This window comes from Pseudomonas sp. MYb541 (genome assembly GCF_037479595.1).
GTDB classification, from domain to species: domain Bacteria; phylum Pseudomonadota; class Gammaproteobacteria; order Pseudomonadales; family Pseudomonadaceae; genus Aquipseudomonas; species Aquipseudomonas canadensis.
Map to the genome: position 1 here is coordinate 42402 of NZ_JBBGYS010000029.1, position 20996 is coordinate 63397.

Consider the following 20996-nt stretch of genomic DNA (forward strand, 5'->3'; position numbering starts at 1 on the left):
GAGCCTCTGGATCGGCACTGACCAACGAATTATCCTAAGACACTCTTTAGCAGGACTAAACGCTATGACCCGGCCCCTTCATGGCCAGACGTATGTCTGGCTGCACGTTTTTTCCTGTGCTGCGCGGCATTTGTCGTTCACCCGCTGCGCCGAGGAACTGCACATCACGCCGGGCGCGGTGAGCCAGCAGATCCGCCAGTTGGAGGAGCGCTTGGGATTCCGCTTGTTTCATCGGCGCGCGCGGGGGGTGGAACTGAGTGCGGAGGGACAGCGATTGGCGACAACGGTGGGCGAGGCCTATGGCAGCATCGACGCGGAGTTGCAGCGCCTGGACGCGGGAATGATCAGCGGCACCCTGCGCCTGCGCTCGATCCCGTCGTTTCTCGGCAAGTGGCTGACCCCTCGGTTACCGCGTTTGCAGCAGCGCTTTCCGGATATCCAATTGCGTATGGTCGCCGAGGACAGCAGCATCGCCTTGCATGAGGGCGACTTTGACCTGGCCATCGACTTGAACGATGGCAGCTACCCTGGCTTGTTATCCACAGCGCTGTTGGACGAACAAATCTTTCCGGTCTGCGCTCCGAGCCTGCTGCGCGGCCGGCCACCGCTGCATGGCCCCGCCGACCTGGTGCATTTCCCACTGCTGCATGACATCACTGCCTGGCGGGGGAGTTATGAGTACGCCGAGTGGGAGTTTTACCTGAATGCTATCGGCTATCACCATGCCGACGTGCGCCGTGGCCATACCTTTAACCGCAACCACCTGACTATCGAAGCCGCGATCGCCGGCATGGGCGTGGCCATTGCGCGGCGCACGTTGCTCAACGATGAGCTGGAGCGTGGCACCTTGATCGTGCCCTTCGGCCTGGCCGTGCCTAACCACAAACGTTACGTGTTGCTGTATGCGCCAGGCGCACTGAGCCATCCGGGCGTACGCGCGGTGCATGATTGGCTGGTTGAAGAAGCGGAGATTTTCCGCGGATTGCACCCGTTGGGAGAGGGGCAATTGTGAGTTTGGCTTGGCGTAAGAAGATGTAACTAACTCCCCACCCTAACAGCGTTTTTGCTCGTAGTCAGACTTAATTTGTAATGTGGGATTTATCTTTGCAAAGGGGTTGAATTGTTCTGCTGACTGCTCAATTGTGTAGTCAAGAGGTCATGGTTTCACCGACCCGGTGTTGCAGTTGTGACCTCTCGCGAGCTAGCTGAAATAAGGGAAGAACTATGCAAATCCAAGTCAATAGCGATAACCATATTGAAAGCAGCATCCGACTGGAGGAGTGGGTACGTACTACCATTGAGAGCACGCTCGAACGTTACGAGGAAGACCTGACCCGAGTGGAGGTCTACCTGCGGGATGAGAACGGCGACAAGCCCGGTCCCCACGATTTAAGTTGCCGCCTGGAAGCGCGGCCAAAAGGCCATCAACCGCTGTCCGTGCTGCACAAAGCCGATACCCTGGAACAGGCGATCGACGGTGCGGCGACCAAGCTGGACCATGCGCTAGAGCATCTGTTCGGCAAACTGCAAGGCAAGCCACGCGCTGCCGGGAAGAGCCAGCCGACCACCAAAGTCAACGAAGATGAGCTTGAGCAGGAGTTTCTGGAAAAAGAACGCGCCGTGTTCAACGGCTGATAGTTTTCTCACGCTCCACTAAAAACGGGCCTGCATTTGCAGGCCCGTTTTCGATTATTGGCTGCGTCGGAAGAAATACCTGCTCAACCACGCCAACCCACCTGCACCCAGGCCCGCGTAAAGCATGGCCCAACCGATGCCATGTCGCAGGGCTGCCTGGGCATCGGTGAATGCCAGACCCACTGATGACCCCAGCTTGCCCGCCGCGATGTTCTGGCTGATGGCCGGCCACTCCAGCACTGAGCTGTCGGGCAGTAAAACTGCCAACTGGTGGCTGATCCCCAACAGCAGCACCAACCCCATCAACGCGATGTTGAGTGCGAGGGTAATCAATCGTGCGCTGAGGTCGATGCCTGACGCCATGCCCGCACGGTCGGCCGAGACTGCACCGGTGGTGGTATTGGTGGTGGGGGAGTTGGTCAGCGCCAATCCCACCCCTGCAATGATGCAACTGATCAGCACCAGCACGATGCTCGGTTGCGCCACCGCATTGGCGGCGGCCATGCTCAGGAAGCCTGCGCCCATCAAGCCCAGTCCACACGGGATGACGCGCTCGGCTCCGTAACGCAGGGCCAGGCGCTCGGCCAAGGGAGGAACCAGCAAAGTGGGCAAGGTGTAGGCGAGCAAGGCGCCGCCCGTGGTCACGGTGTCGTAACCAAGCCCAGCCTGGAAGTACAAGGGCAAGTAGATCATGAACGGCCAAAAGCTGAAGTTCATGCCGATCGAACCCATCAGTGCGCCGTTGAAGCGCTGGATGCGGAACACCGAGAAATCGAACATTGGGTGAGGGCTACGCCGCTCGACAGCAATGAACAGCAGCAGCCCGGCTACCGCCAAGCCCGCCCAGCCGAGCATGGCCGGTGTGCCAAAGCCGTTTTCAGTACCCTGGGTGATGAAATAGACCAGCGCAAACACCGACAGCGTCAGGGTTAGCATGCCAGCGATATCGAGGCGATGTGCAGCGGGATCCCGCGATTCCTGCACACTGATCCGCAGCAGCACCAGTGTGAACAGGGTCAGCGGTACATGTACGAGGAACACCCAGCGCCAGTCTGCGACCGCCAGGATCAACGCCCCCACGATGGGCCCAAAGCCCAGGCCCACTCCAGCAATCACGCCCCATATCGCGAACGCCCGCGCCCGTGCCGCCGGTTCGCGGAACAGGTGCGACAGGATCGCGAACTGGCAGATCATCATCGCCCCGGCGCCGATGCCTTGGACGAAACGCGCCGCGATCAGTGTGGTGGCATTGTTCGCCAGCCCACAGGCCAGGGAGGCCAACCCGAACACCCACAGGCACAGCACCAGCATGCTTCGGCGGCCAAAGCGATCGGCCAGTGTGCCGGCAGCCATCAGTACGCTGGTGCAAGCCAGGGTGTAGGCGTTCATGATCCATTGGGCGTCTTGGAATCCAGTGCCCAATTGGTTTTCCAGGGTCGGCAGGATGACCGGCACGCTGGAAATTTCCAGGCCGAACATCAGGGCGACAAGGCACACGGCGGTCAGCGCAAGACCGTTTCTGGCCGTGCGCCGGGTATTGGCGACCGATAACGTGACGGCGGGTGGCATGGGACTCTCCTGTCGATAGGGTATCGGGCTATTTTCAGGGGAATCGAGTTCCTTATTCGTGATAAGTTTTCCACTCATAAGGGAATCAAGGGCGACAAACCGCACAATGACCACGCCACGTTTTGACGGTGTCGAACTCTTTCTGCAGATCGTCGAGAGCGGCAACCTGACCGAGGCCGCCGAACGGCTGAACCTGACGCGCTCCGCCGTGGGCAAGGGCCTTGCGCGACTCGAGGCGCGCTTGGGCACTTGCCTGTTGCAACGTTCTACCCGGCGCCAGCGGTTGACCGAGGACGGCCAGGCTTACTACGAACATTGTTTGCGCGCGCTGGCTGAGCTGGAGGCCGCCGAGTCGGTACTGGAAAGCGGCCGACAACTGCCGCGCGGGCGTTTGCGGGCAAGTCTGCCGCTGGCTTTCGGGCACCACTACGCGGCGCCCGCGCTGTGGGGCTTGATGGCGCGTTATCCGGAGTTGGAGATCGAGATCAGCTTCGCCGACCGGTTGGTGGACCTGGCCCAGGAGGGCTTCGATATCGCCGTGCGTATCGGTCCGTTACCCGATACTGACCGCCTCAGCGCACGGCGCCTGGGCGAGCAGTCGGTGGGGCTGGCGGCTTCACCGGCGTACTTGCAGCGCGTCGGGCCGATTGCATGCATCGAAGACCTTGCCGGCCATCGCGGCATCGCCTACCGCAGCAACACCCCGCACCGCAATCGAGTGGCTTCACCGCTGATGATGGATGACCTGCAGGCCGTGGCCGATGCCGCCATCGCGGGTGTGGGCCTGGCCTGGCTGCCGAGTTGGTTGATTGCCCACTACGTGCTGCGTGGGCAGTTGCAGGCGGTGCTGCCTGGCTATCGTGAGCAACCCGCCCCGATCCATGTCATCTGGCCGACGGCCACGCACATGCCGGCCAAGACGCGCTGTGCAATCGACGCGTTGGTGGCCGGCACCCCGTCGTGCCTGGCGGGCAGTTGATCAGAACGCGATGGACGTCTGCACATACACCGTGCGCGGCTCGCCCACGTATTTGCCCTTGTTGTTATCGTCGAACGAGCGCGTGAAGTATTGGGTGTTGAAGATGTTTTTCACACCCACTGCCACATTCAAGTCCGACAGCTGCGGGCCGAAGTCATAGGCCGCACGGCTGCTGAACAGCATGTAGCCAGGGATGCGTCCGTTGGCGCCGTTGGCGGTTTCCTTCTCGGTGTTGGCGTTGTCGGCGAACTGGCTGCTCTGGTAGCTGCTGTCCAGGTTGAGCTTCCAGCGGCCTTCGGTGTAGCCCACGCCGAGGGTGCCTTTGTGCTTGGAGGAGAAGGGCACGCGGTTGCCTTTGTTCGGGCCGTCTTCGCGGATAGTGGCGTCGACGTAGGCGTAGGTGGCATACACATCGAACCCTGCCAGCGCCGGGCTCAAACCATCGAGCGCGTAATTGATGCTGGTCTCGATACCCTGGTGACGGGTTTCGCCACGGGCAATTACCGAGTCATTGGTCTGGTTGCTTTCGTATTGGTTGTCGAAGTTGATCAGGAACGCGCCGATTTCCGCACGCAAGGTGCCGTCGTCGTAGCGGGTACCCAATTCCCAGGTACGGGCTTTTTCCGGTTTCACTTCGCCGCTGGTCACGCGGTTCGGCATCTGGCTGTACTGCACGCTGCCGAACGAACCTTCGGTGTTGGCGTAGAGGTTCCAGCTGTCGGTGAGGTGGTAGAGCACATTTAGCGCCGGCAGCGCGGTGTTGTAGTCGCCCTTGTATTTGACGTTGGTGAGGTTGTTGGTCTGCTGCGACTCGATAATCTCGTAGCGAATGCCCGGGGTGATGGTCCACTTGCCGATATCGATCCGGTCATCGATGAAGAACGCATTGGCTTCGGTGCCGCCACGGGTGTCGCGGTCGTTGCGGCTGTTGGTAGTGGGAATCTGCTGGTTGGCGGCAATCGGCGTGCGGTAACGCAGCTCGTGGCCGGCCTCGTTGATGTATCGGTAGCCGACGCCCACTTCGTGGCTGGTCGGGCCCAAGTCAAAGCCTTGGGCGAAGCGGGTCTCGATGCCACGCACCCAGTATTCACGCGGGGACAACGAGAGGAATGTGCCCTGGTCCAGGTAACCGCTGCGCAAGGTCTTGGTGAAGAAACTGTTCACAGTGAATTCGCGGCGGTCCTGCTCATAACGATAGCCGACGTTGAACATCGTACGGCGGCCCCAAAATTTGTCGTAGGGGCGGGTGGACTGGTAGGGATCCGCCTTGTAGTCCGCGACGTTCAAGCCACCCGGCATATCGGCCTGGCCTTCGTAGTACTGCGCCATGGCGTTGAAGCTGTTGGCGTCATCCAGTTGGTATTTGCCCTTGAGGATCAGGTCGTCGATGCGCGTGTTGCTGTTCTCGCGCCAGTCGCCGCCACGGGTGCCGGAGTACAGAATCGCGCCGCCCAGGCCGTTGTCGGCGGTGCCGCCGGCCAGCAGGTTGCCGGTGGTCTTGAAGCCATCGTGGCTGGAGGACGGGCTGGTTTCGGTCTGCAAGCCGCCTTTGACAGTAGGTGTATCCGGGATCGCACGGGTCACGAAGTTGACCACGCCACCAACGTTCTGCGGGCCGTAGCGCACCGCACCGCCGCCGCGCACCACGTCGACCGCGTCCATATTGCCCATGCTGATCGGCGCAAAGGAAAGCTGCGGCTGGCCGTAGGGCGCGAACGGCACCGGAATGCCGTCCATCAGCACCGTGGAGCGCGACGCCAGGCGTGGGTTGAGGCCACGAATGCCGAAGTTCAGTGCCATGTCGTGGCTGCCGGTGCCGTTGTTGTCCGGGGCGTTGACGCCGGGAATGCGGTTGAGCACGTCCTTGGCCTGGGTGGCGCCCTGGCGTTCGAACTCTTCACGGCGGATCACATCGCGGGCGCCGGGGTGTTCGAACACATTGGTTTGCGCCGCGTCGCCCAGCCAGTCGCCGACCACGCTGGAGGTGCCCAACTCAATGCTGGCCGGTGCAGTGGCCGGTTGCACGCTGTAGGCATTGTCGCCTTCGGCACGGGCTTGCAGGCCGGTGCCCTCCAGCAGTTTCTGCAGGCCGTCCGCGGCGCTGTAGTTGCCGGACAAACCACGGCTCTGCATACCCGCCGTCACTTCGGAACCGAAGGAGATCAACACGCCGGCTTCGCGGCCAAACTGGTTCAGTGCAGCTTCCAGCGACGTCGGGGCGATGTGATAGGGCTTGGCGTCGGCCGCCATCACCGGGGGCAGCACGGTCAGACTGAGGCTGGCGCCGAGTAGGAGTTGGCGCAAGGTGCGGGCAAGAAGCGTCGGTTGCTGGGGCATGAAGAGCGGTCCTGAGAAGGAAGGATCAAGGTGGCTTTCCTTCTCTGTCACGCGAGGGGTGGAAAACGGCTCACCGTTTTTTGAATTAATTTCAGGCGCGTGCCTGCACGGTCACCCAGTAGCGGGTAAAGCGCCGCACCTTCACCGGCAGGCTCACTTCCAGCAGGTCGAGAATGCGTTCGCTGTCGTCCAGCGGGTAGCTGCCGGAGATCAGCAGGTTGGCCACCTGTGGGTCGCAATTGACTTGGCCACGGCGATAACGCCCGAGTTCGCCGAGGAAATCTTCCAGGCGCATGTGGGCCGCGACCAGCATGCCGTCGGCCCAGGCGCCGCTGTTGGCGTCGGTGGCACGCGGGGTGTCCCAACCTTTTCGTGTGAAGTTGACCTGGTGCGCGGCCTGGACGCTCAGCGGCAGGCCGGTGTAGATGTTGGGCATGACCGCGACGTGACCGTCGAGTACCGCCAGTTGGGTGTGATCGTTGAACTGCCGCACATTAAAACGCGCCGCCTGGCTAGTGAGCAGGCCTTGGCCGGTCAGCACTTGCAGCGGTGTGCTGCCCGCAATACCGGTCAGCAGGATCTCGCCTTCAAGCAGGCGGATCAGCCGTTGCTGGCCATCAAAATGCACATCCACCGCGCTGCCGGTGTTGAGCTGCAACTGGCTGCCGTCGGCCAATTGCACCTTGCGTCGCTGGCCAACGGGGCTGCGGTAGTCGGCGGTCAGCGGTGGCAGGATATGTTGCTGGCGCAAGCTCCAGGCAGCAGCGGAACCTGCGCCGAGGATCAACAGCAACTTCAACGCCTGGCGACGGCTGGTGGAAGTTGGCGCATTCAACGCCGCATGGGCCAGGGGCGAGGGCATGCCGCGCAGGCGCTGATTGACGCGCTGCATGTGGTCCCAGGCGCGCTGGTGTTCGCTGTGGGCGTTCAACCACTGCTGCCAGGCGGCTTGCTGGCGTGGCTTGAGTGCGCCTTGCTGCATTTCCATCAGCCAGTGCACGGCTTGTTCGGCGACTTGGGTGGAGAAGTTCATAGGGCGAAATAGCAGCGCATGGCCGCTTTGCTCAGGTGGCGTTTGACGGTGGCAATGGAAATGCCCAGTTCAACGCCGATTTGTGCGTAGGTCAGGCCATCGAGTTGGGCCAGCAGAAAGGCCCGCTTCACCTGGACGGGCAGGCCGTCGAGCAGTTGATCCAACTCCACCAGGGTTTGCAGGATGATTGCGCGTTCTTCTTCCGACGGTGCCACGTGCTCGGGCATCTGCGCCAAGGCGTCGAGGTAGGCGCGCTCCAGGTCCTGGCGGCGATAGAAGTTGAACAGCACGCGCTTGGCGACCGTGGTGAGGAACGCGCGGGGCTCGATCAGCGTGGGTGTTTCTCGCGCGGTGAGCACGCGGATGAAGGTGTCCTGGGCCAGGTCGGCGGCGCTTTCCGGGCAGCCGAGCTTGCGTCGCAACCAGCCGGTGAGCCAGTGGTGATGGTCGTTGTACAACACTTCGACGGTATTGGACGGGCTCAACGCGAACACTCCACAAGCATCGGCATGCTTTAGAGAACAAGAATTGTTCGCATTGTAGGGCTCGCGACGGTCTTCGGCAATCCGTCAGCGCAGGTGTTTCATCCGTTCTGTTTTGCTTATGAGAATATTTATCATTAATATTGCGGCCTGATGAACCTGGCGCCTCCCGCATGAAAAGCAAAACCTCGCTGCCTGTCTCCTATCGTCTCTCCGTCACCTCGCGCGTGCTGGCTGCCGTGGTGGGTGGTTATCTGATGGCTTCCCTGGCCAGTATCTGCCTGGCGCTATGGATGCCCACGTCGCGCGCCGACGCGGTGATCACCGGGATGATGAGTTCATTCGTGTTCTATCTGCTGGCCGTGCTCTGGTGTTTCGCCTGCCGCAGCGCAGCGCGCGCCTGGTTTGGCGTGATGTTGCCAAGCGCGGTATTTGCCACCCTGGCGGGTGTGGGCTTCTGGATGGCACGCACATGAAAGAGGGTTTCCGCCAGGCCATGGCCTGGCTGCACACCTGGGCAGGGCTGATCTTTGGCTGGCTGCTGTTTGCGATTTTCCTGACGGGCACCTTGGCGTATTTCAAGGATGAGATCAGCCACTGGATGCAACCTGAAGTGCAGGCCCATTCGCTGGACGATGCGCGCAGCCTGACGGTCGCCCAGACCTATCTGCAGCAAGTTGCGCCGACTGCTGCGCGTTGGTTTATCACTCTGCCAGACAGCCGCGATCCTGGTTTGTCGGTGATGTGGCAAGACAAAGTCGACCCCGGCCGACGCGGTAATTTCATCCAGAAAACCCTCGACCCTGTTACCGGCCAGGCTGTGGAAGCCCGTGAAAGCATGGGCGGCGATTTCTTCTACCGTTTTCACTTCCAGCTGCAAATGCCTCACCCGTGGGGCCGCTGGCTGTCGACGATTGCCGCGATGGTGATGTTCGTCGCCTTGATCACCGGCATCATCACTCACAAGAAAATCTTCAAGGACTTCTTCACCTTTAGGCCCCGCAAAGGCCAGCGTTCCTGGCTCGACGGGCATAACGCGGTGGGCGTTCTGGTGCTGCCGTTCCATTTGATGATCACCTACAGCAGCCTGGTGATCTTCATGAGCATGGTGATGCCGGCGCCGATTCTTGCTTCCTATGGCGGCGACACCCGCGCCTTTTTCAGCGAGGTATTCCCGAACACCAACAACGCGCCGGCGCTGGGCCAGCCTGGAAAATTGCTGCCGCTGGTGCCGATGTACGAGCAAGCGCGGGCGCAGTGGGAAGGTGGCCATGTGGGGCGCGTGGCGGTCAATAATCCCGCCGATATGAACGCCTCGGTCAATGTGTTCCGCGCAGGTTCCGACAGCGTGGTGCATGATTTCGGCAGCACCGTTTCCTTCAATGGCACCACCGGCGAGCTGGTGCGGGTGAATGGCGGGCAGTCGCTGCCGGCAGCCATCGGCGGCAGTTTCTACGGCCTGCACATGGGCCATTTCGCCGGTCCGGTGCTGCGCTGGTTGTATTTTATCTGTGGCCTGGCGGGCACGGCGATGATCGGCACCGGGCTGGTGATCTGGCTCGGCAAGCGTCAGCTCAAACATGCCAAGGCTGCGGTAATGCCGTTTGAGTTGCGCTTGGTGGAAGTGCTGAACATCGCCAGCATGTCCGGGTTGATGATCGCCATCGCCGTATTTTTCTGGGCCAACCGTTTATTGCCGGTGAGCTTTGCCGACCGTTCCGATTGGGAAGTGCAAACCTTCTTTATTGCCTGGGGCCTGAGTCTGTTGCACGCGATCCTGCGTCGTGGCCGCCAGGGTTGGGTCGAGCAACTGAGCTTCGGCGCGCTGCTGTTTATCGCCATCCCACTGCTCAACGCGTTGACCACATCGCACCACCTCGGTGTTTCGTTGGCAACCGGCGATTGGGCCATGGCTGGCTTTGATCTGACCTGTCTGGCCAGCGGCGTATTCCTTGGCTGGGCCGCCTGGAAGATGCAGCGGCGCACCGCGCCGGCGCCTAAAGCTCAGCGCGCACGCCCGCTGGCGCTGAAGCAGGAGGCGAACTGAATGCTGCTCGCACTGCTGATGTGCTACGCCGGGTTCACCGCACTCTGCCTGTCCACTGACCGTCACCACGGCGAGTTGCTGCACAGCAAACCCTCGCCTCGTCGGCGCCTGGGTTTGCGGGTGATCGGTTGGTTGCTGCTGGTGGTGTCGATCTGGCCGGCGGTGGATGTCGCTGGTTGGGGCCAGGGCCTGGTGGAGTGGTGCGCCGTGTTGATGCTCAGCGCATTGCTGCTGGTGCTGTTGTTGCCGTACCGGCCAAGGCTGGCCTTGATCCTGGCGGGCATTGGTCTGCTCGCCAGTCCTGTCGCAGCCTTCGCCACCCTCTGAGCCCGCCCATGATGATCAGCACGCCACCCGAATCCCAGGACAGCCAGCACGCTGACGCGGCAGGTGGGCGTGCGCATTTCCTGCAGGTATTTTTGTCCCAGCGTTCACAGATGGAAGCCTTGGTGAGTCGACGCGTGGGGTGTCGCGCCACGGCGGCCGACCTGGTGCAGGACCTATTCCTGCGTTTCTGGCGCCGGCCGTTGGTGCAGGTCGAGGAGCTCAGCACCTACCTGCTGCGCTGCGCCGGCAATATCGCCATCGACCACCTGCGCAGTGAAGGTGCACGGGTACGCAGCAATGAAGGCTGGCTGCCCGAACAGCAAGACAACCAAGGTTCCGAACCCCAGGCAGCATTGGAAGCCGGCAATGACCTGCGCCACGTCGAAGCCGCCTTGCGCAGCCTGCCCGAGCGCACGCGCCAGATTTTCCTGCTCAACCGCATTCACGGTCGCAAGTACGCGGAAATCGCCAAGGTCATGGGCCTGTCCCAAAGTGCCGTGGAAAAACATATGATGCGTGCCCTCGAAGCCTGCAAAGCCAGCCTTCGCGAACCATCGCCCCCACGCACGCCAGGGAAAGCACCGTGAACGCCACCCCCACGCCCGCCCAGGAACAAGCCGCACTGGCCTGGCTGAGCCTATTGCATGATCAGCCCAGCAGTGGCGACCAGGCCACTTTCAGTCAGTGGTTGCGGGCTGATCCGGCGCACGTTGAGGCCTATTCCCAGGCCCAGGTGCTCTGGGAATTGAGCGAAGTGCCGGCACGCAAGCTCGCGGATGAAGAGGCGTTGGCGTTGCAGAGCTACCTCAATGCGATGACCACCTCGAAGCGTTCACGGGTGGTGCGTTGGTCCGGCGCCTTGGCGATGGCTGCGTGCCTATTGCTAATGGTATCCATGGGAGCCGGCTGGCAGCCGTCACGCTGGATCGATGATCTCGGTGCCGACTACGTGACGGCGCCGGGTGAAGTCAAAACCGTCACGCTGGCCGATCAATCCCAGGTGACCCTCGATGCCGACAGCGCCATTGCCGTGGACTTCAGCCATGGCGAGCGGCACATCCAGTTGCGTCGAGGTGCCGGTTTTTTTAGCGTGACCCACACCGGGCAATCCTTTGTGGTGGAGGCGGGCAGCGGTGAGGCGCGGGTGCTGGGCACGCAATTCGAAGTGCGCCTGCAACCGGCAGGCGCTCAGGTGACGGTGTTGTCCGGGCGGGTGGGCGTGACGCCGTCCAAACAGGGCCAGCAGCAAATTCTTACAGCTGGTCAGCAAGTGGCCTACGCCGAGGGTGTTGCGGACCCTCTGCACGCGGTAGACAGTGAATCGCGCCTGGCCTGGCGCGACGGTTGGCTCAACTACTACAAGGCGCCGTTGGCGGACGTGGTCAAGGACCTGGGTCGCTACTACCCCGGCCGCATCTTGTTGCTCAACGAAGAGATGGGCGCCAAGCGCGTCAGCGGGAGCTTCCCGAGCAAGGACCCGCAAGCCGTGTTGAATGCGTTGCAGGCCGTGCTCGGCTTTGAGCAGCACACATTATTGGGGCGGATGATCGTGGTGCGCTGATTTACTTCAGCGCCGCCATGATTTTTTCTGGGTTGTAATCGCGAATCAGCGTGCCGTTCACATCCACAAACGGAATCCCTCCGCCCCCCAGCGCCTCATACGCCTTGCGCGCCTGGGCGTCTTTCTCGATGTCGAACGCCTGGTAGGGTATGCCTTTCTGGTCCAGGAACCGGCGGATCTGCTTGCAGTAACCACACCACTCGGTCGAGTAGAGCACCACACGCGCTGAAGCACGTACGTGCTCCGGCGCCACTTGTGAAGGGTTGAACACCCGTTCGATCTTGCCCCAGTTCTGGATCACCACCACGACCAGCAACACCAGCAGGACTTTTTTAAAGACCCCGCCGAGCATCAGTTGCGGCGCTTGAGCTGGTCAGTCAGTTGGGTCGGCAGGCCCTTGATGATCAAGGTGCCGGCGGCTTCGTCGTATTCGATCTTGTCGCCCAGCAGGTGCGCTTCAAAGCTGATGGACAAACCCTCGGCGCGGCCGGTAAAACGGCGGAACTGGTTGAGCGTGCGTTTATCCGCCGGGATCTCCGGCGACAGGCCATAGTCCTTGTTGCGGATATGGTCATAGAACGCCTTAGGCCGATCTTCATCGATCAACCCTGACAATTCTTCCAGCCCCATCGGTTCACCGAGCTTGGCCTGGCTGCTGGCGTAGTCCACCAGCGTCTTGGTTTTCTCGCGGGCGGACTCGTCCGGCAGGTCTTCGCTTTCGACGAAGTCACTGAACGCCTTGAGCAGGGTGCGGGTCTCGCCCGGGCCGTCGACGCCTTCCTGGCAGCCGATGAAGTCGCGGAAATACTCCGAGACCTTCTTGCCGTTCTTGCCCTTGATAAAGGAAATGTACTGCTTGGACTGCTTGTTGTTCTGCCACTCGGACACGTTTATACGTGCCGCCAGGTGCAATTGGCCGAGGTCGAGGTGGCGCGAGGGGGTCACGTCCAGCTCGTCGGTCACCGCCACACCTTCGCTGTGGTGCAGCAGGGCTATGGCCAGGTAGTCGGTCATGCCCTGTTGATAGTGGGCAAACAGCACATGGCCGCCAGTGGAGAGGTTGGATTCCTCCATCAGCTTCTGCAGATGCTCGACTGCCGTGCGGCTGAAGGTGGTGAAGTCCTGTCCACCGTCAAAGTATTCCTTCAACCAGCCGCTGAACGGGTGCGCGCCGGACTCGGCATGGAAGAAACCCCAGGCCTTGCCTTGCTTGGCGTTATAGCTCTCGTTGAGGTCGGCAAGCATGTTCTCGATGGCGGCCGATTCGGCAAGCTCGGAATCGCGGGCGTGAAGAACTGCAGGTGTGCCGTCGGGTTTTTTGTCGATCAAGTGGACGATGCAATGACGGATCGGCATAGGCTTCTCGGCTGGTTGAGCGGGGAGCGGTGGGCCTCCCCGAAAAGTCGCCAAGTGTACCGCACCATTGGCCGAGACGGGCTTCGAAGGGTGTTTTGGGCACCCTCCGACGGGCTATATGCCTTTTTTTCACGGTTTAGAGCGATAAAGCTGACCAAATGGGTAGGTAGAAGCGGATATTTCCCCGTCTCTGTGCTAGTTTTGCCCCGTCTTACGCCAAGTCTCGGCGATAAGCGTGCATTCAGCATCTGTCAGGTCGAACCAATCCCCGTTTCAAGCATCTATAACCCCGATCTCCGTGGTTATAGCCGGGGGTGCCAGGCCTTGACGGTCGGGCTCGACGGCTGACACTGCACTCTGCAATCCATATGAATTTGATAGGGAAGGAACACCACAATGGCTATTACTAAAGACCAACTGATCGCTGACCTGGCTGAAGCAGTAGACGCACCTAAAACCACCGTGCGCGCTCTGCTGGACCAACTGAGCCAAGTTGTTGCTGACCAGCTGGAAAACGGCGGCGAAATCACTCTGCCAGGCGTTGGCAAACTGAAAGTGACCGAGCGTCCTGCCCGTACTGGCCGTAACCCTTCGACTGGCGCCGCCATCGAAATCGCTGCCAAGAAAGTTATCAAGCTGGTTGTGGCCAAAGGCCTGACCGACGCTGTTAACAAGTAAGACGCAGCAAAAAAAACCGTGCTCCGGAGCGATCCGGGCACGGTTTTTTGTTGCCTGCGATTTATCAGTCGCGAACCCAGCGCTGGCGCCAGATCTGTTGCTCGTTCTTGGTCTGGAAAGTCCACGCCACAAACCGGCTCTGCTTCTGGCCCTGGGACATTTCCACGACTTGGCTCTCTAGCACGCCGGCCTTTTTCAGAGCCGTCTCGATTGCGGGCAAGTTCGACGCTTTCGACACCAGGGTGCTGAACCACAGCACCTTATGGGCAAAGTGCGCACTTTCGGCAATCAGTTGCGTCACAAAGCGCGCTTCACCACCTTCACACCACAACTCGGCCGATTGGCCGCCGAAGTTCAGCACCGGCAACTTGCGCTTTGGGTCCGCCTTGCCGAGGGCGCGCCACTTGCGTTCGCTGCCCTTGGTGGCTTCATCCATGGACGCATGGAACGGCGGGTTGCACATGGTCAGGTCAAAACGCTCGCCCGGCTCCAGCAGGCCCAGCAGGATCTGCTTGGGATTGCTCTGCTGGCGCAGCTGGATGACCTTGCTCAGGTCATTGGACTGCACGATGGCCTTGGCTGCGGCCACGGCGATAGGGTCGACTTCCGAGCCCAGGAAGTTCCAGCGGTATTCCATGTAGCCAATCAGCGGGTAGACGCAGTTGGCGCCCATGCCGATGTCCAGCACCTTGACGATAGAGCCGCGCGGGATCTTGCCGTCGTTGGTGCTGGCCAGCAGGTCGGCCAGGAAGTGTACGTAGTCCGCACGCCCCGGCACCGGTGGGCACAGGTAGTCGGCCGGAATGTCCCAGTGCTGGATGCCATAGAAGGCTTTCAGCAGCGCTCGGTTGAACACCCGCACCGCATCCGGGCTGGCAAAGTCGATACTTTCCTTGCCGTACGGGTTGATGATCACGAATTTCGCCAGTTCCGGCGTGGTCTTGATCAGCGCTGGGAAGTCGTAGCGGCCTGTGTGGCGGTTGCGCGGATGCAGGGTGGCCTCTTTGCGCGGCACAACGGGCTTGGCCGTGGCTGCGGTTTTAGGCTTCTTGCGCGGAGGTTTTGGCGTGCTGGGGGCGGTCATGATGATTCTGGTGTTGGCTCAAAGTGATGGGCATTGTCACACATTCCCGAGGACAACTCGGTCAAATGTGGGAGGGGGCTTGCCCCCGATGGCAGGGTGTCAGTCACTTATCTGGTAACTGACCCTCCGCCATCGGGGGCAAGCCCCCTCCCACATTGGCCGCGTGTGCAGGCGTTTCAAACAAAAAAAGAGACCCGAAGGTCTCTTTTTTCACACGGTTCACACCTTACAGGCTGGAGATCCGCGCATGTTGCTCCGCCAGCTTGCCCAGGGCCTGTTCAGCCTCGGCCAGCTTGGCGCGTTCTTTCTCGATCACTTCAGCCGGTGCCTTGTCGACGAAGGCCGCGTTGGACAGCTTGCCGCCCACGCGTTGCACTTCGCCTTGCAGGCGGCCGATTTCCTTGTCGAGACGAGCCAGTTCGGCAGCCTTGTCGATCAGGCCTGCCATTGGCACCAGCACTTCCATCTCGCCGACCAGTGCGGTCGCGGACAGTGGTGCTTCTTCGCCGGCCGCCAATACGGTGATCGACTCCAGCTTCGCCAGCTTCTTGAGCAGCGCATCGTTTTCGGTGAGACGACGCAGGTCTTCGGCACTGGCATTCTTCACAAACACCGCCAATGGCTTGCCCGGCCCGATGTTCATCTCGGCACGGATGTTACGCGTGCCCATCATCAGGGTCTTGAGCCATTCGATATCGCTTTCGGCTGCCTCATCGATGCGCGCTTCGTTGGCCACCGGCCAAGGTTGCAGCATGATGGTCTTGCCTTCGATACCGGCCAGCGGCGCCAGGCGCTGCCAGATTTCTTCGGTGATGAACGGCATGAACGGGTGCGCCAGACGCAACGCCACTTCCAGCACGCGAACCAGGGTGCGACGGGTGCCGCGCTGGCGTTCGACCGGCGCGTTTTCGTCCCACAGCACCGGCTTGGACAGTTCCAGGTACCAGTCGCAATACTGGTTCCAGATGAACTCGTACAAGGCCTGTGCGGCCAGGTCGAAACGGAACTGGTCGAGCTGGCGGGTCACTTCGGCTTCGGTGCGCTGAAGCTGCGAAATGATCCAGCGGTCGGCCAGGCTCAGCTCATAGGCTTCACCGTTCTGGCCGCAGTCTTCGCCTTTATCCAGCACGTAGCGCGCGGCGTTCCAGATCTTGTTGCAGAAGTTGCGATAGCCTTCGACGCGGCCCATGTCGAACTTGATGTCGCGACCGGTGGAGGCCAGCGAGCAGAAGGTGAAGCGCAGGGCGTCGGTGCCATAGCTGGCAATACCATCGGCGAACTCGTCGCGGGTCTGCTTCTCGATCTTCTTCGCCAGTTTCGGCTGCATCAGGCCCGAGGTGCGTTTCTGCACCAGGGTTTCCAGGTCGATGCCGTCGATGATGTCCAGCGGGTCCAGGACGTTGCCCTTGGACTTGGACATCTTCTGGCCCTGGCCATCACGCACCAGGCCGTGCACGTACACGGTCTTGAACGGTACCTGCGGCGTGCCGTCCTCGTTCTTCACCAGGTGCATGGTCAGCATGATCATCCGGGCAACCCAGAAGAAAATGATGTCGAAACCAGTGACCAGCACGTCGGTGGAGTGGAATTTCTTGAGGAATTCGGTCTGCTGCGGCCAGCCCAGGGTGGAGAAGGTCCACAGGCCCGAGCTGAACCAGGTGTCCAGTACGTCGTTGTCCTGTTGCAGCGCGATGTCGGCACCGAGGTTGTGCTTGGCACGCACTTCGGCTTCGTCGCGGCCTACATAGACCTTGCCCGACTCGTCGTACCAGGCCGGAATGCGGTGACCCCACCATAGCTGACGGCTGATGCACCAATCCTGGATGTCGCGCATCCACGAGAAGTACATGTTTTCGTACTGTTTCGGCACGAACTGGATGCGGCCATCTTCCACGGCGGCGATGGCAGGTTCTGCCAAAGGCTTGGTGGACACGTACCACTGGTCGGTCAGCCACGGCTCGATCACGGTGCCGGAACGGTCGCCCTTCGGCACTTTCAGGCCGTGGTCGTCAACGCTCACTAGCAAACCGGCAGCATCGAAGGCGGCGACGATCTGCTTGCGCGCTTCGAAGCGGTCGAGACCGGCGTATTCAGCCGGGATCTTGCCGTCGATGCTCTCGTTCAGCGTGCCGTCCAGGTTGAACACCTGGCAGGCCGGCAGTACGGCGGCGTTTTTGTCGAAGATGTTCAGCAGCGGCAGGTTGTGGCGCTTGCCGACTTCGTAGTCGTTGAAATCGTGGGCCGGGGTGATCTTCACGCAGCCGGTGCCGAATTCAGGGTCGCAGTAGTCGTCCGCGATGATCGGGATGCGACGGCCGACCAATGGAAGTTCAACGAACTTGCCGATCAGCGCCTGGTAGCGTTCGTCGTTCGGGTTAACCGCGACGGCGGCGTCGCCGAGCATGGTTTCCGGACGAGTGGTGGCGACGATCAGGTAGTCGTTGCCTTCAGCAGTCTTGGCGCCGTCGGCCAGCGGGTACTTGAGGTTCCACAGGAAGCCTTTCTCGTCGTGGTTTTCCACTTCGAGGTCGGAAATCGCCGTGTGCAACTTGGTGTCCCAGTTGACCAGGCGCTTGCCGCGGTAGATCAGGCCGTCTTCATGCAGGCGCACGAAGGCTTCTTTCACGGCTTCCGACAGGCCGTCGTCCATGGTGAAGCGCTCGCGGCTCCAGTCGACGGACGAACCGAGGCGACGGATCTGACGGCTGATATTGCCGCCGGACTGGTCTTTCCATTCCCAGATCTTTTCCAGGAATTTCTCGCGACCCAGGTCGTGACGGTTCTGGCCGGTGGCTTCGAGTTGGCGTTCCACCAGCATTTGCGTGGCGATACCGGCGTGGTCGGTGCCCGGTTGCCAAAGGGTGTTGCGGCCCTGCATGCGGCGGAAACGGATCAACGCATCCATGATCGCATTGTTGAAGCCATGGCCCATGTGCAGGCTGCCAGTGACGTTCGGTGGCGGAATCATGATGGTGTAGGAATCGCCCGCGCCTTGCGGGGCGAAATAATTCTCGGATTCCCAGGTGTTGTACCAGGAAGTTTCGATGGCGTGCGGCTGGTAGGTCTTATCCATGCGCGGCGGGACCCTAGTTGGCATTTATTCAGGAAAGCCGGCAAGTATAACGGGGGATAGGGGAGAGGGCGAGGTGAAGACGGGCTTAAGGCTGATGCAGGACTAATAATGTGGGAGCTGGCTTGCCTGCGATGGCGATGTCCCAGCCACTGAAGATGTTGACTGAGAAACCGCTATCGCAGGCAAGCCAGCTCCCACAGGAGATCACTGTCCGTCTCAGGACTGATACTGGCTGAGCAACCGCTCCATCCGTGCATCCAACCGGCGCTTGATCTCGGTCTCGATATGCGGGGCAAAATCGTCGATCACGTCCTGCATGATCAACTGCGCAGCGGCACGCAGTTCGTTGTCCAGGTGCAGCAACAGGGCGTCGGGACTTTTTTCGACAGCGGCAGGCGCGGCGGCCTCGACCACCGGTGCTGGCGCGACGGGCTTGCCGCCGACCATGTCGAACAACAGCGGAATCTGTACCTCGCCCTCGACCGGCTCGGTCAACAGCGGTGGTTGCAAGTCATCATCACCGAGCAACTGACGGATCGACTCCAGGTCGTCCAGCAGGTGGTCGTCTTTTTTTATAGGGTTGGGATTGTCCATCATGTGCTCAAAGTCGTTGTAGCCGGTGATCTTGCAGAGGATAGCCCTGTTCGCGGTAGAAACGGAAACTCTCACGCGCGGCCTGACGAATAGCTGGATCCTCCACCACCACTTCCGCCACACGGGCGAATGCCTTGGCGAAAGGCGGCACTTTCAGGTCCAGGTTGACCAGCAGGTCTTGGTGATCGCCGCAACTGTCCCCTAAACCCAGGACAACCAGGCCTTCGGGTTCGGACTCGGCAGGGCCGTGGGGCACAAAGCTTTCGCCCTTGAAGCGCCACAGGCGGGCATCCAGCTCATCGCGTTGGGCGGCATCGCTGCAATGCAGGTAGATGCGGTGGCCCATGCGCCAGGCTTTTTCGGTGAGTTTGCAGGCAAAGTCCAGGCGCGCGAGCGGGTCGGCGCTGGGCAATATATAGAAGTCGACTTGGGTCATTGCGGTTCCTGAGGCCGGGGGGGGGAGACAATCACCACCCCGGCGTCTTCAGTTTCAGGCCTTGGCGCGATCCAGCAGGTACTGAGTCAGCAGGGGAACAGGACGGCCGGTTGCGCCCTTGTCCTTGCCGCCGCTGGTCCAGGCCGTGCCGGCGATGTCCAGGTGCGCCCAGTTGAAGTTCTTGGCAAAGCGCGACAGGAAGCAAGCCGCGGTGATGGTGCCGGCTTTCGGACCGCCGATGTTGGCGATGTCGGCGAATGGGCTGTCCAGCTGTTCCTGATACTCATCGAACAGCGGCAGTTGCCAGGCGCGGTCGTCGGCGGCTTTGCCGGCGCTGAGCAGTTGCTCGATCAACTCATCGCTGTTGCCCAGCAGGCCCGAGGTGTGCGAACCCAGAGCGACGATGCAGGCACCGGTCAGGGTGGCGATATCGATCACGGCCTGTGGCTTGAAGCGTTCGGCGTAGGTCAGGGCATCGCACAGCACCAGGCGGCCTTCGGCGTCGGTGTTGAGGATTTCGACGGTCTGGCCACTCAGGGTGGTGACGATGTCGCCCGGACGGGTCGCGCCGCCGCTTGGCATGTTCTCGGCGCAGGCCAGGATGCACACCAGGTTGATCGGCAGCTTGAGTTCCAGCACGGCACGCAGGGTGCCGAACACGCTGGCGGCGCCGCCCATGTCGTACTTCATCTCGTCCATGCCCAGGCCCGGCTTGAGGCTGATGCCGCCGGTGTCAAAGGTGATGCCTTTGCCAACCAGGGCGTAAGGCTTCTCGGACTTCTTGCCGCCGTTGTATTGCATCACGATCAGGCGTGGCGGCTGGTCGCTGCCCTGGCCCACGGCATAGAACGAGCCCATGCCCAGTTCCTTGATCTTCTTCTCATCCAGCACTTCGACTTTCAGGCCCTTGAACTCTTTGCCCAGCGCCTTGGCTTGTTCGCCCAGGAAAGTCGGGTGGCAGATGTTCGGCGGCAGGTTGCCCAGATCGCGGGTAAACGACATGCCGTTGGCGATGGCGGTCGCGTGGGTCACGGCGCGCTCAACTTCAGCCTGGGCGGCCTTGATGGTCAGCAGGGTGATTTTCTTCAGGGCACGGGGTTCGGCCTTGGTGCTCTTGAACTGGTCGAAAATGTAGCCGCCGTCCACCAGGCTCTCGGCCAGCAGGCGGGTCTTGCCGTAGCTGTCACGCCCTTTGACCACGACTTCATCGAGTGCCAGCGTGGCGTCAGTGCCGCCCAGGCCCTTGAGGGTGGTGAGGATGCCGCTGATGATCTTGCGGAACGGACGGTCGCCCAGTTCAACGTCCTTGCCCACGCCCACCAGCAATACGCGGTCGGCTTTCAGGTTGGGCAGGCTCTGCAGCAGCAGGCTCTGGCCGACTTTGCCGGCCAGGTCGCCGCGCTTGAGCACTGCGCTGATGGCGCCGCCGCTGAGTTCGTCGAGTTGCTTGGCGGCAACGCCGAGCTTGCGGCCTTCGCCGATGGCGACCACGAGGGTGGCGGTTTTCAACGTTTCGGGGCTAACGCTTTTTACAACCAATTCCATTTTCGGGTCCCTTATAAAGGTCGGTTAGCCAGGAGTCTGTACTCCGGCTTTAATACCAGGCAGCTGTGTAAACCGCCGGCGACAAAGGCCGCAGTTTGAACCTCGCCGACGGAGGCTGACAACCCTTGTCACCCGCTTTGTGCATGCGCATGAGGTTGCGCAGTGACAGGCGCGGTCAATCACAGGATAATGCGCCATCTTTTTAGCCGGTCCGTGCAAACGGGCTGACTCGGTATGCTTGCTTGTTTGGCCGCCTTAGC

Annotated in this window: 20 protein-coding genes; 9 read left to right on the forward strand and 11 right to left on the reverse strand. The window is 61.2% G+C overall.

Annotation, left to right across the window (positions count from 1 at the left end; genetic code table 11):
- Window positions 1-64: 64 nt before the first annotated feature.
- Both WH299_RS18380 and WH299_RS18385 read left to right on the forward strand, forming a co-directional pair.
- Window positions 65-1012, forward strand: a complete 948-nt coding sequence (locus tag WH299_RS18380) for a LysR substrate-binding domain-containing protein (RefSeq protein ID WP_339550955.1) — start codon at window positions 65-67, stop codon at window positions 1010-1012.
- Between the two features lie 212 nt (window positions 1013-1224).
- Window positions 1225-1635: an HPF/RaiA family ribosome-associated protein gene (locus tag WH299_RS18385; RefSeq protein ID WP_071488620.1), complete on the forward strand. Its 411-nt coding sequence runs from the start codon at window positions 1225-1227 to the stop codon at window positions 1633-1635.
- 54 nt (window positions 1636-1689) lie between these two features.
- On the opposite strand, the gene WH299_RS18390 is transcribed toward WH299_RS18385, so the two are convergent.
- The gene (locus WH299_RS18390) at window positions 1690-3204 is read right to left on the reverse strand and encodes an MFS transporter (protein ID WP_339550957.1); all 1515 of its coding nucleotides are present in this window, start codon (window positions 3202-3204) and stop codon (window positions 1690-1692) included.
- 106 nt (window positions 3205-3310) lie between these two features.
- Between WH299_RS18390 and WH299_RS18395 the strand changes: the two genes are divergently transcribed.
- Entirely contained in the window at window positions 3311-4183 is an 873-nt protein-coding gene (locus WH299_RS18395; protein WP_126570383.1) for a LysR family transcriptional regulator, read from the forward strand.
- On the opposite strand, the gene fecA is transcribed toward WH299_RS18395, so the two are convergent.
- From fecA to WH299_RS18410, 3 genes are all read right to left on the reverse strand, one after another.
- Entirely contained in the window at window positions 4184-6520 is a 2337-nt protein-coding gene (gene fecA / locus WH299_RS18400) for a TonB-dependent Fe(3+) dicitrate receptor FecA (RefSeq protein ID WP_339550959.1), read from the reverse strand.
- 91 nt (window positions 6521-6611) lie between these two features.
- Window positions 6612-7553, reverse strand: coding sequence for a FecR family protein (locus WH299_RS18405; RefSeq protein WP_339550961.1), 942 nt, complete (start codon window positions 7551-7553; stop codon window positions 6612-6614).
- Window positions 7550-8038 carry a sigma-70 family RNA polymerase sigma factor gene (locus WH299_RS18410; protein WP_123478293.1) on the reverse strand — a complete coding sequence of 163 codons (489 nt, stop codon included), beginning with the start codon at window positions 8036-8038 and terminating at the stop codon, window positions 7550-7552. Before WH299_RS18410 ends, WH299_RS18405 begins: the two co-directional genes overlap by 4 nt.
- Before the next feature lie 170 nt (window positions 8039-8208).
- Here WH299_RS18410 and WH299_RS18415 point away from each other — a divergent pair, with 170 nt between their 5' ends.
- Genes WH299_RS18415 through WH299_RS18435 form a run of 5 tightly spaced genes read left to right on the forward strand, consistent with a single transcriptional unit; the run spans window position 8209 to window position 11970 of the window.
- Entirely contained in the window at window positions 8209-8511 is a 303-nt protein-coding gene (locus WH299_RS18415; RefSeq protein ID WP_122723917.1) for a DUF3649 domain-containing protein, read from the forward strand.
- The gene (locus tag WH299_RS18420) at window positions 8508-10082 is read left to right on the forward strand and encodes a PepSY-associated TM helix domain-containing protein (protein ID WP_339550963.1); all 1575 of its coding nucleotides are present in this window, start codon (window positions 8508-8510) and stop codon (window positions 10080-10082) included. The genes WH299_RS18415 and WH299_RS18420 overlap by 4 nt, the downstream gene beginning before the upstream one ends.
- Window positions 10083-10409: a DUF3325 domain-containing protein gene (locus WH299_RS18425; protein WP_016978257.1), complete on the forward strand. Its 327-nt coding sequence runs from the start codon at window positions 10083-10085 to the stop codon at window positions 10407-10409.
- Between the two features lie 8 nt (window positions 10410-10417).
- Window positions 10418-10996: an RNA polymerase sigma factor gene (locus WH299_RS18430; RefSeq protein WP_122723921.1), complete on the forward strand. Its 579-nt coding sequence runs from the start codon at window positions 10418-10420 to the stop codon at window positions 10994-10996.
- Complete coding sequence (locus tag WH299_RS18435; RefSeq protein ID WP_339550964.1) at window positions 10993-11970, forward strand: FecR family protein; 978 nt, start codon at window positions 10993-10995, stop codon at window positions 11968-11970. Before WH299_RS18430 ends, WH299_RS18435 begins: the two co-directional genes overlap by 4 nt.
- A 1-nt stretch (window position 11971) precedes the next feature.
- Here WH299_RS18435 and WH299_RS18440 read toward each other — a convergent pair whose 3' ends face one another.
- Both WH299_RS18440 and yejK read right to left on the reverse strand, forming a co-directional pair.
- Window positions 11972-12322, reverse strand: a complete 351-nt coding sequence (locus WH299_RS18440) for a glutaredoxin family protein (RefSeq protein WP_095014824.1) — start codon at window positions 12320-12322, stop codon at window positions 11972-11974.
- Entirely contained in the window at window positions 12322-13326 is a 1005-nt protein-coding gene (gene yejK, locus WH299_RS18445; RefSeq protein WP_010212893.1) for a nucleoid-associated protein YejK, read from the reverse strand. Before yejK ends, WH299_RS18440 begins: the two co-directional genes overlap by 1 nt.
- 396 nt (window positions 13327-13722) lie before the next feature.
- On the opposite strand from yejK, the gene WH299_RS18450 reads away from it, so the two are divergent.
- Complete coding sequence (locus WH299_RS18450; protein WP_003188840.1) at window positions 13723-14004, forward strand: HU family DNA-binding protein; 282 nt, start codon at window positions 13723-13725, stop codon at window positions 14002-14004.
- A 64-nt stretch (window positions 14005-14068) separates the two neighbouring features.
- Here the strand turns inward: WH299_RS18450 and rlmF are convergent, their stop codons facing one another.
- The 5 genes from rlmF to WH299_RS18475 form a co-directional block, all read right to left on the reverse strand.
- Window positions 14069-15088 (reverse strand): 23S rRNA (adenine(1618)-N(6))-methyltransferase RlmF, encoded by a 1020-nt coding sequence (gene rlmF / locus WH299_RS18455; protein ID WP_122723925.1) that lies wholly within the window; start codon window positions 15086-15088, stop codon window positions 14069-14071.
- 226 nt (window positions 15089-15314) lie between these two features.
- A complete protein-coding gene (locus tag WH299_RS18460) occupies window positions 15315-18161 on the reverse strand; it encodes a valine--tRNA ligase (protein ID WP_122723927.1) in 2847 nt (948 codons plus the stop codon).
- 216 nt (window positions 18162-18377) lie between these two features.
- Window positions 18378-18755, reverse strand: a complete 378-nt coding sequence (locus WH299_RS18465; protein ID WP_339550974.1) for a DNA polymerase III subunit chi — start codon at window positions 18753-18755, stop codon at window positions 18378-18380.
- Window positions 18756-18762: 7 nt separating this feature from the next.
- Window positions 18763-19191, reverse strand: a complete 429-nt coding sequence (locus tag WH299_RS18470) for a DNA polymerase III subunit chi (protein WP_010212887.1) — start codon at window positions 19189-19191, stop codon at window positions 18763-18765.
- Between the two features lie 54 nt (window positions 19192-19245).
- Window positions 19246-20736 (reverse strand): leucyl aminopeptidase, encoded by a 1491-nt coding sequence (locus tag WH299_RS18475; protein WP_028618983.1) that lies wholly within the window; start codon window positions 20734-20736, stop codon window positions 19246-19248.
- Between the last annotated feature and the right edge of the window lie 260 nt (window positions 20737-20996).

Coding starts and splice junctions, on each gene's coding strand:
- WH299_RS18380 (WP_339550955.1), top strand. CDS start 65: ATGACCCGGCCCCTTCATGGCCAGACGTATGTCTGGCTGCACGTTTTT.
- WH299_RS18385 (WP_071488620.1), top strand. CDS start 1,225: ATGCAAATCCAAGTCAATAGCGATAACCATATTGAAAGCAGCATCCGA.
- WH299_RS18390 (WP_339550957.1), bottom strand. CDS start 3,204: ATGCCACCCGCCGTCACGTTATCGGTCGCCAATACCCGGCGCACGGCC.
- WH299_RS18395 (WP_126570383.1), top strand. CDS start 3,311: ATGACCACGCCACGTTTTGACGGTGTCGAACTCTTTCTGCAGATCGTC.
- fecA (WP_339550959.1), bottom strand. CDS start 6,520: ATGCCCCAGCAACCGACGCTTCTTGCCCGCACCTTGCGCCAACTCCTA.
- WH299_RS18405 (WP_339550961.1), bottom strand. CDS start 7,553: ATGAACTTCTCCACCCAAGTCGCCGAACAAGCCGTGCACTGGCTGATG.
- WH299_RS18415 (WP_122723917.1), top strand. CDS start 8,209: ATGAAAAGCAAAACCTCGCTGCCTGTCTCCTATCGTCTCTCCGTCACC.
- WH299_RS18420 (WP_339550963.1), top strand. CDS start 8,508: ATGAAAGAGGGTTTCCGCCAGGCCATGGCCTGGCTGCACACCTGGGCA.
- WH299_RS18425 (WP_016978257.1), top strand. CDS start 10,083: ATGCTGCTCGCACTGCTGATGTGCTACGCCGGGTTCACCGCACTCTGC.
- WH299_RS18430 (WP_122723921.1), top strand. CDS start 10,418: ATGATGATCAGCACGCCACCCGAATCCCAGGACAGCCAGCACGCTGAC.
- WH299_RS18440 (WP_095014824.1), bottom strand. CDS start 12,322: ATGCTCGGCGGGGTCTTTAAAAAAGTCCTGCTGGTGTTGCTGGTCGTG.
- yejK (WP_010212893.1), bottom strand. CDS start 13,326: ATGCCGATCCGTCATTGCATCGTCCACTTGATCGACAAAAAACCCGAC.
- WH299_RS18450 (WP_003188840.1), top strand. CDS start 13,723: ATGGCTATTACTAAAGACCAACTGATCGCTGACCTGGCTGAAGCAGTA.
- rlmF (WP_122723925.1), bottom strand. CDS start 15,088: ATGACCGCCCCCAGCACGCCAAAACCTCCGCGCAAGAAGCCTAAAACC.
- WH299_RS18460 (WP_122723927.1), bottom strand. CDS start 18,161: ATGGATAAGACCTACCAGCCGCACGCCATCGAAACTTCCTGGTACAAC.
- WH299_RS18465 (WP_339550974.1), bottom strand. CDS start 18,755: ATGGACAATCCCAACCCTATAAAAAAAGACGACCACCTGCTGGACGAC.
- WH299_RS18470 (WP_010212887.1), bottom strand. CDS start 19,191: ATGACCCAAGTCGACTTCTATATATTGCCCAGCGCCGACCCGCTCGCG.
- WH299_RS18475 (WP_028618983.1), bottom strand. CDS start 20,736: ATGGAATTGGTTGTAAAAAGCGTTAGCCCCGAAACGTTGAAAACCGCC.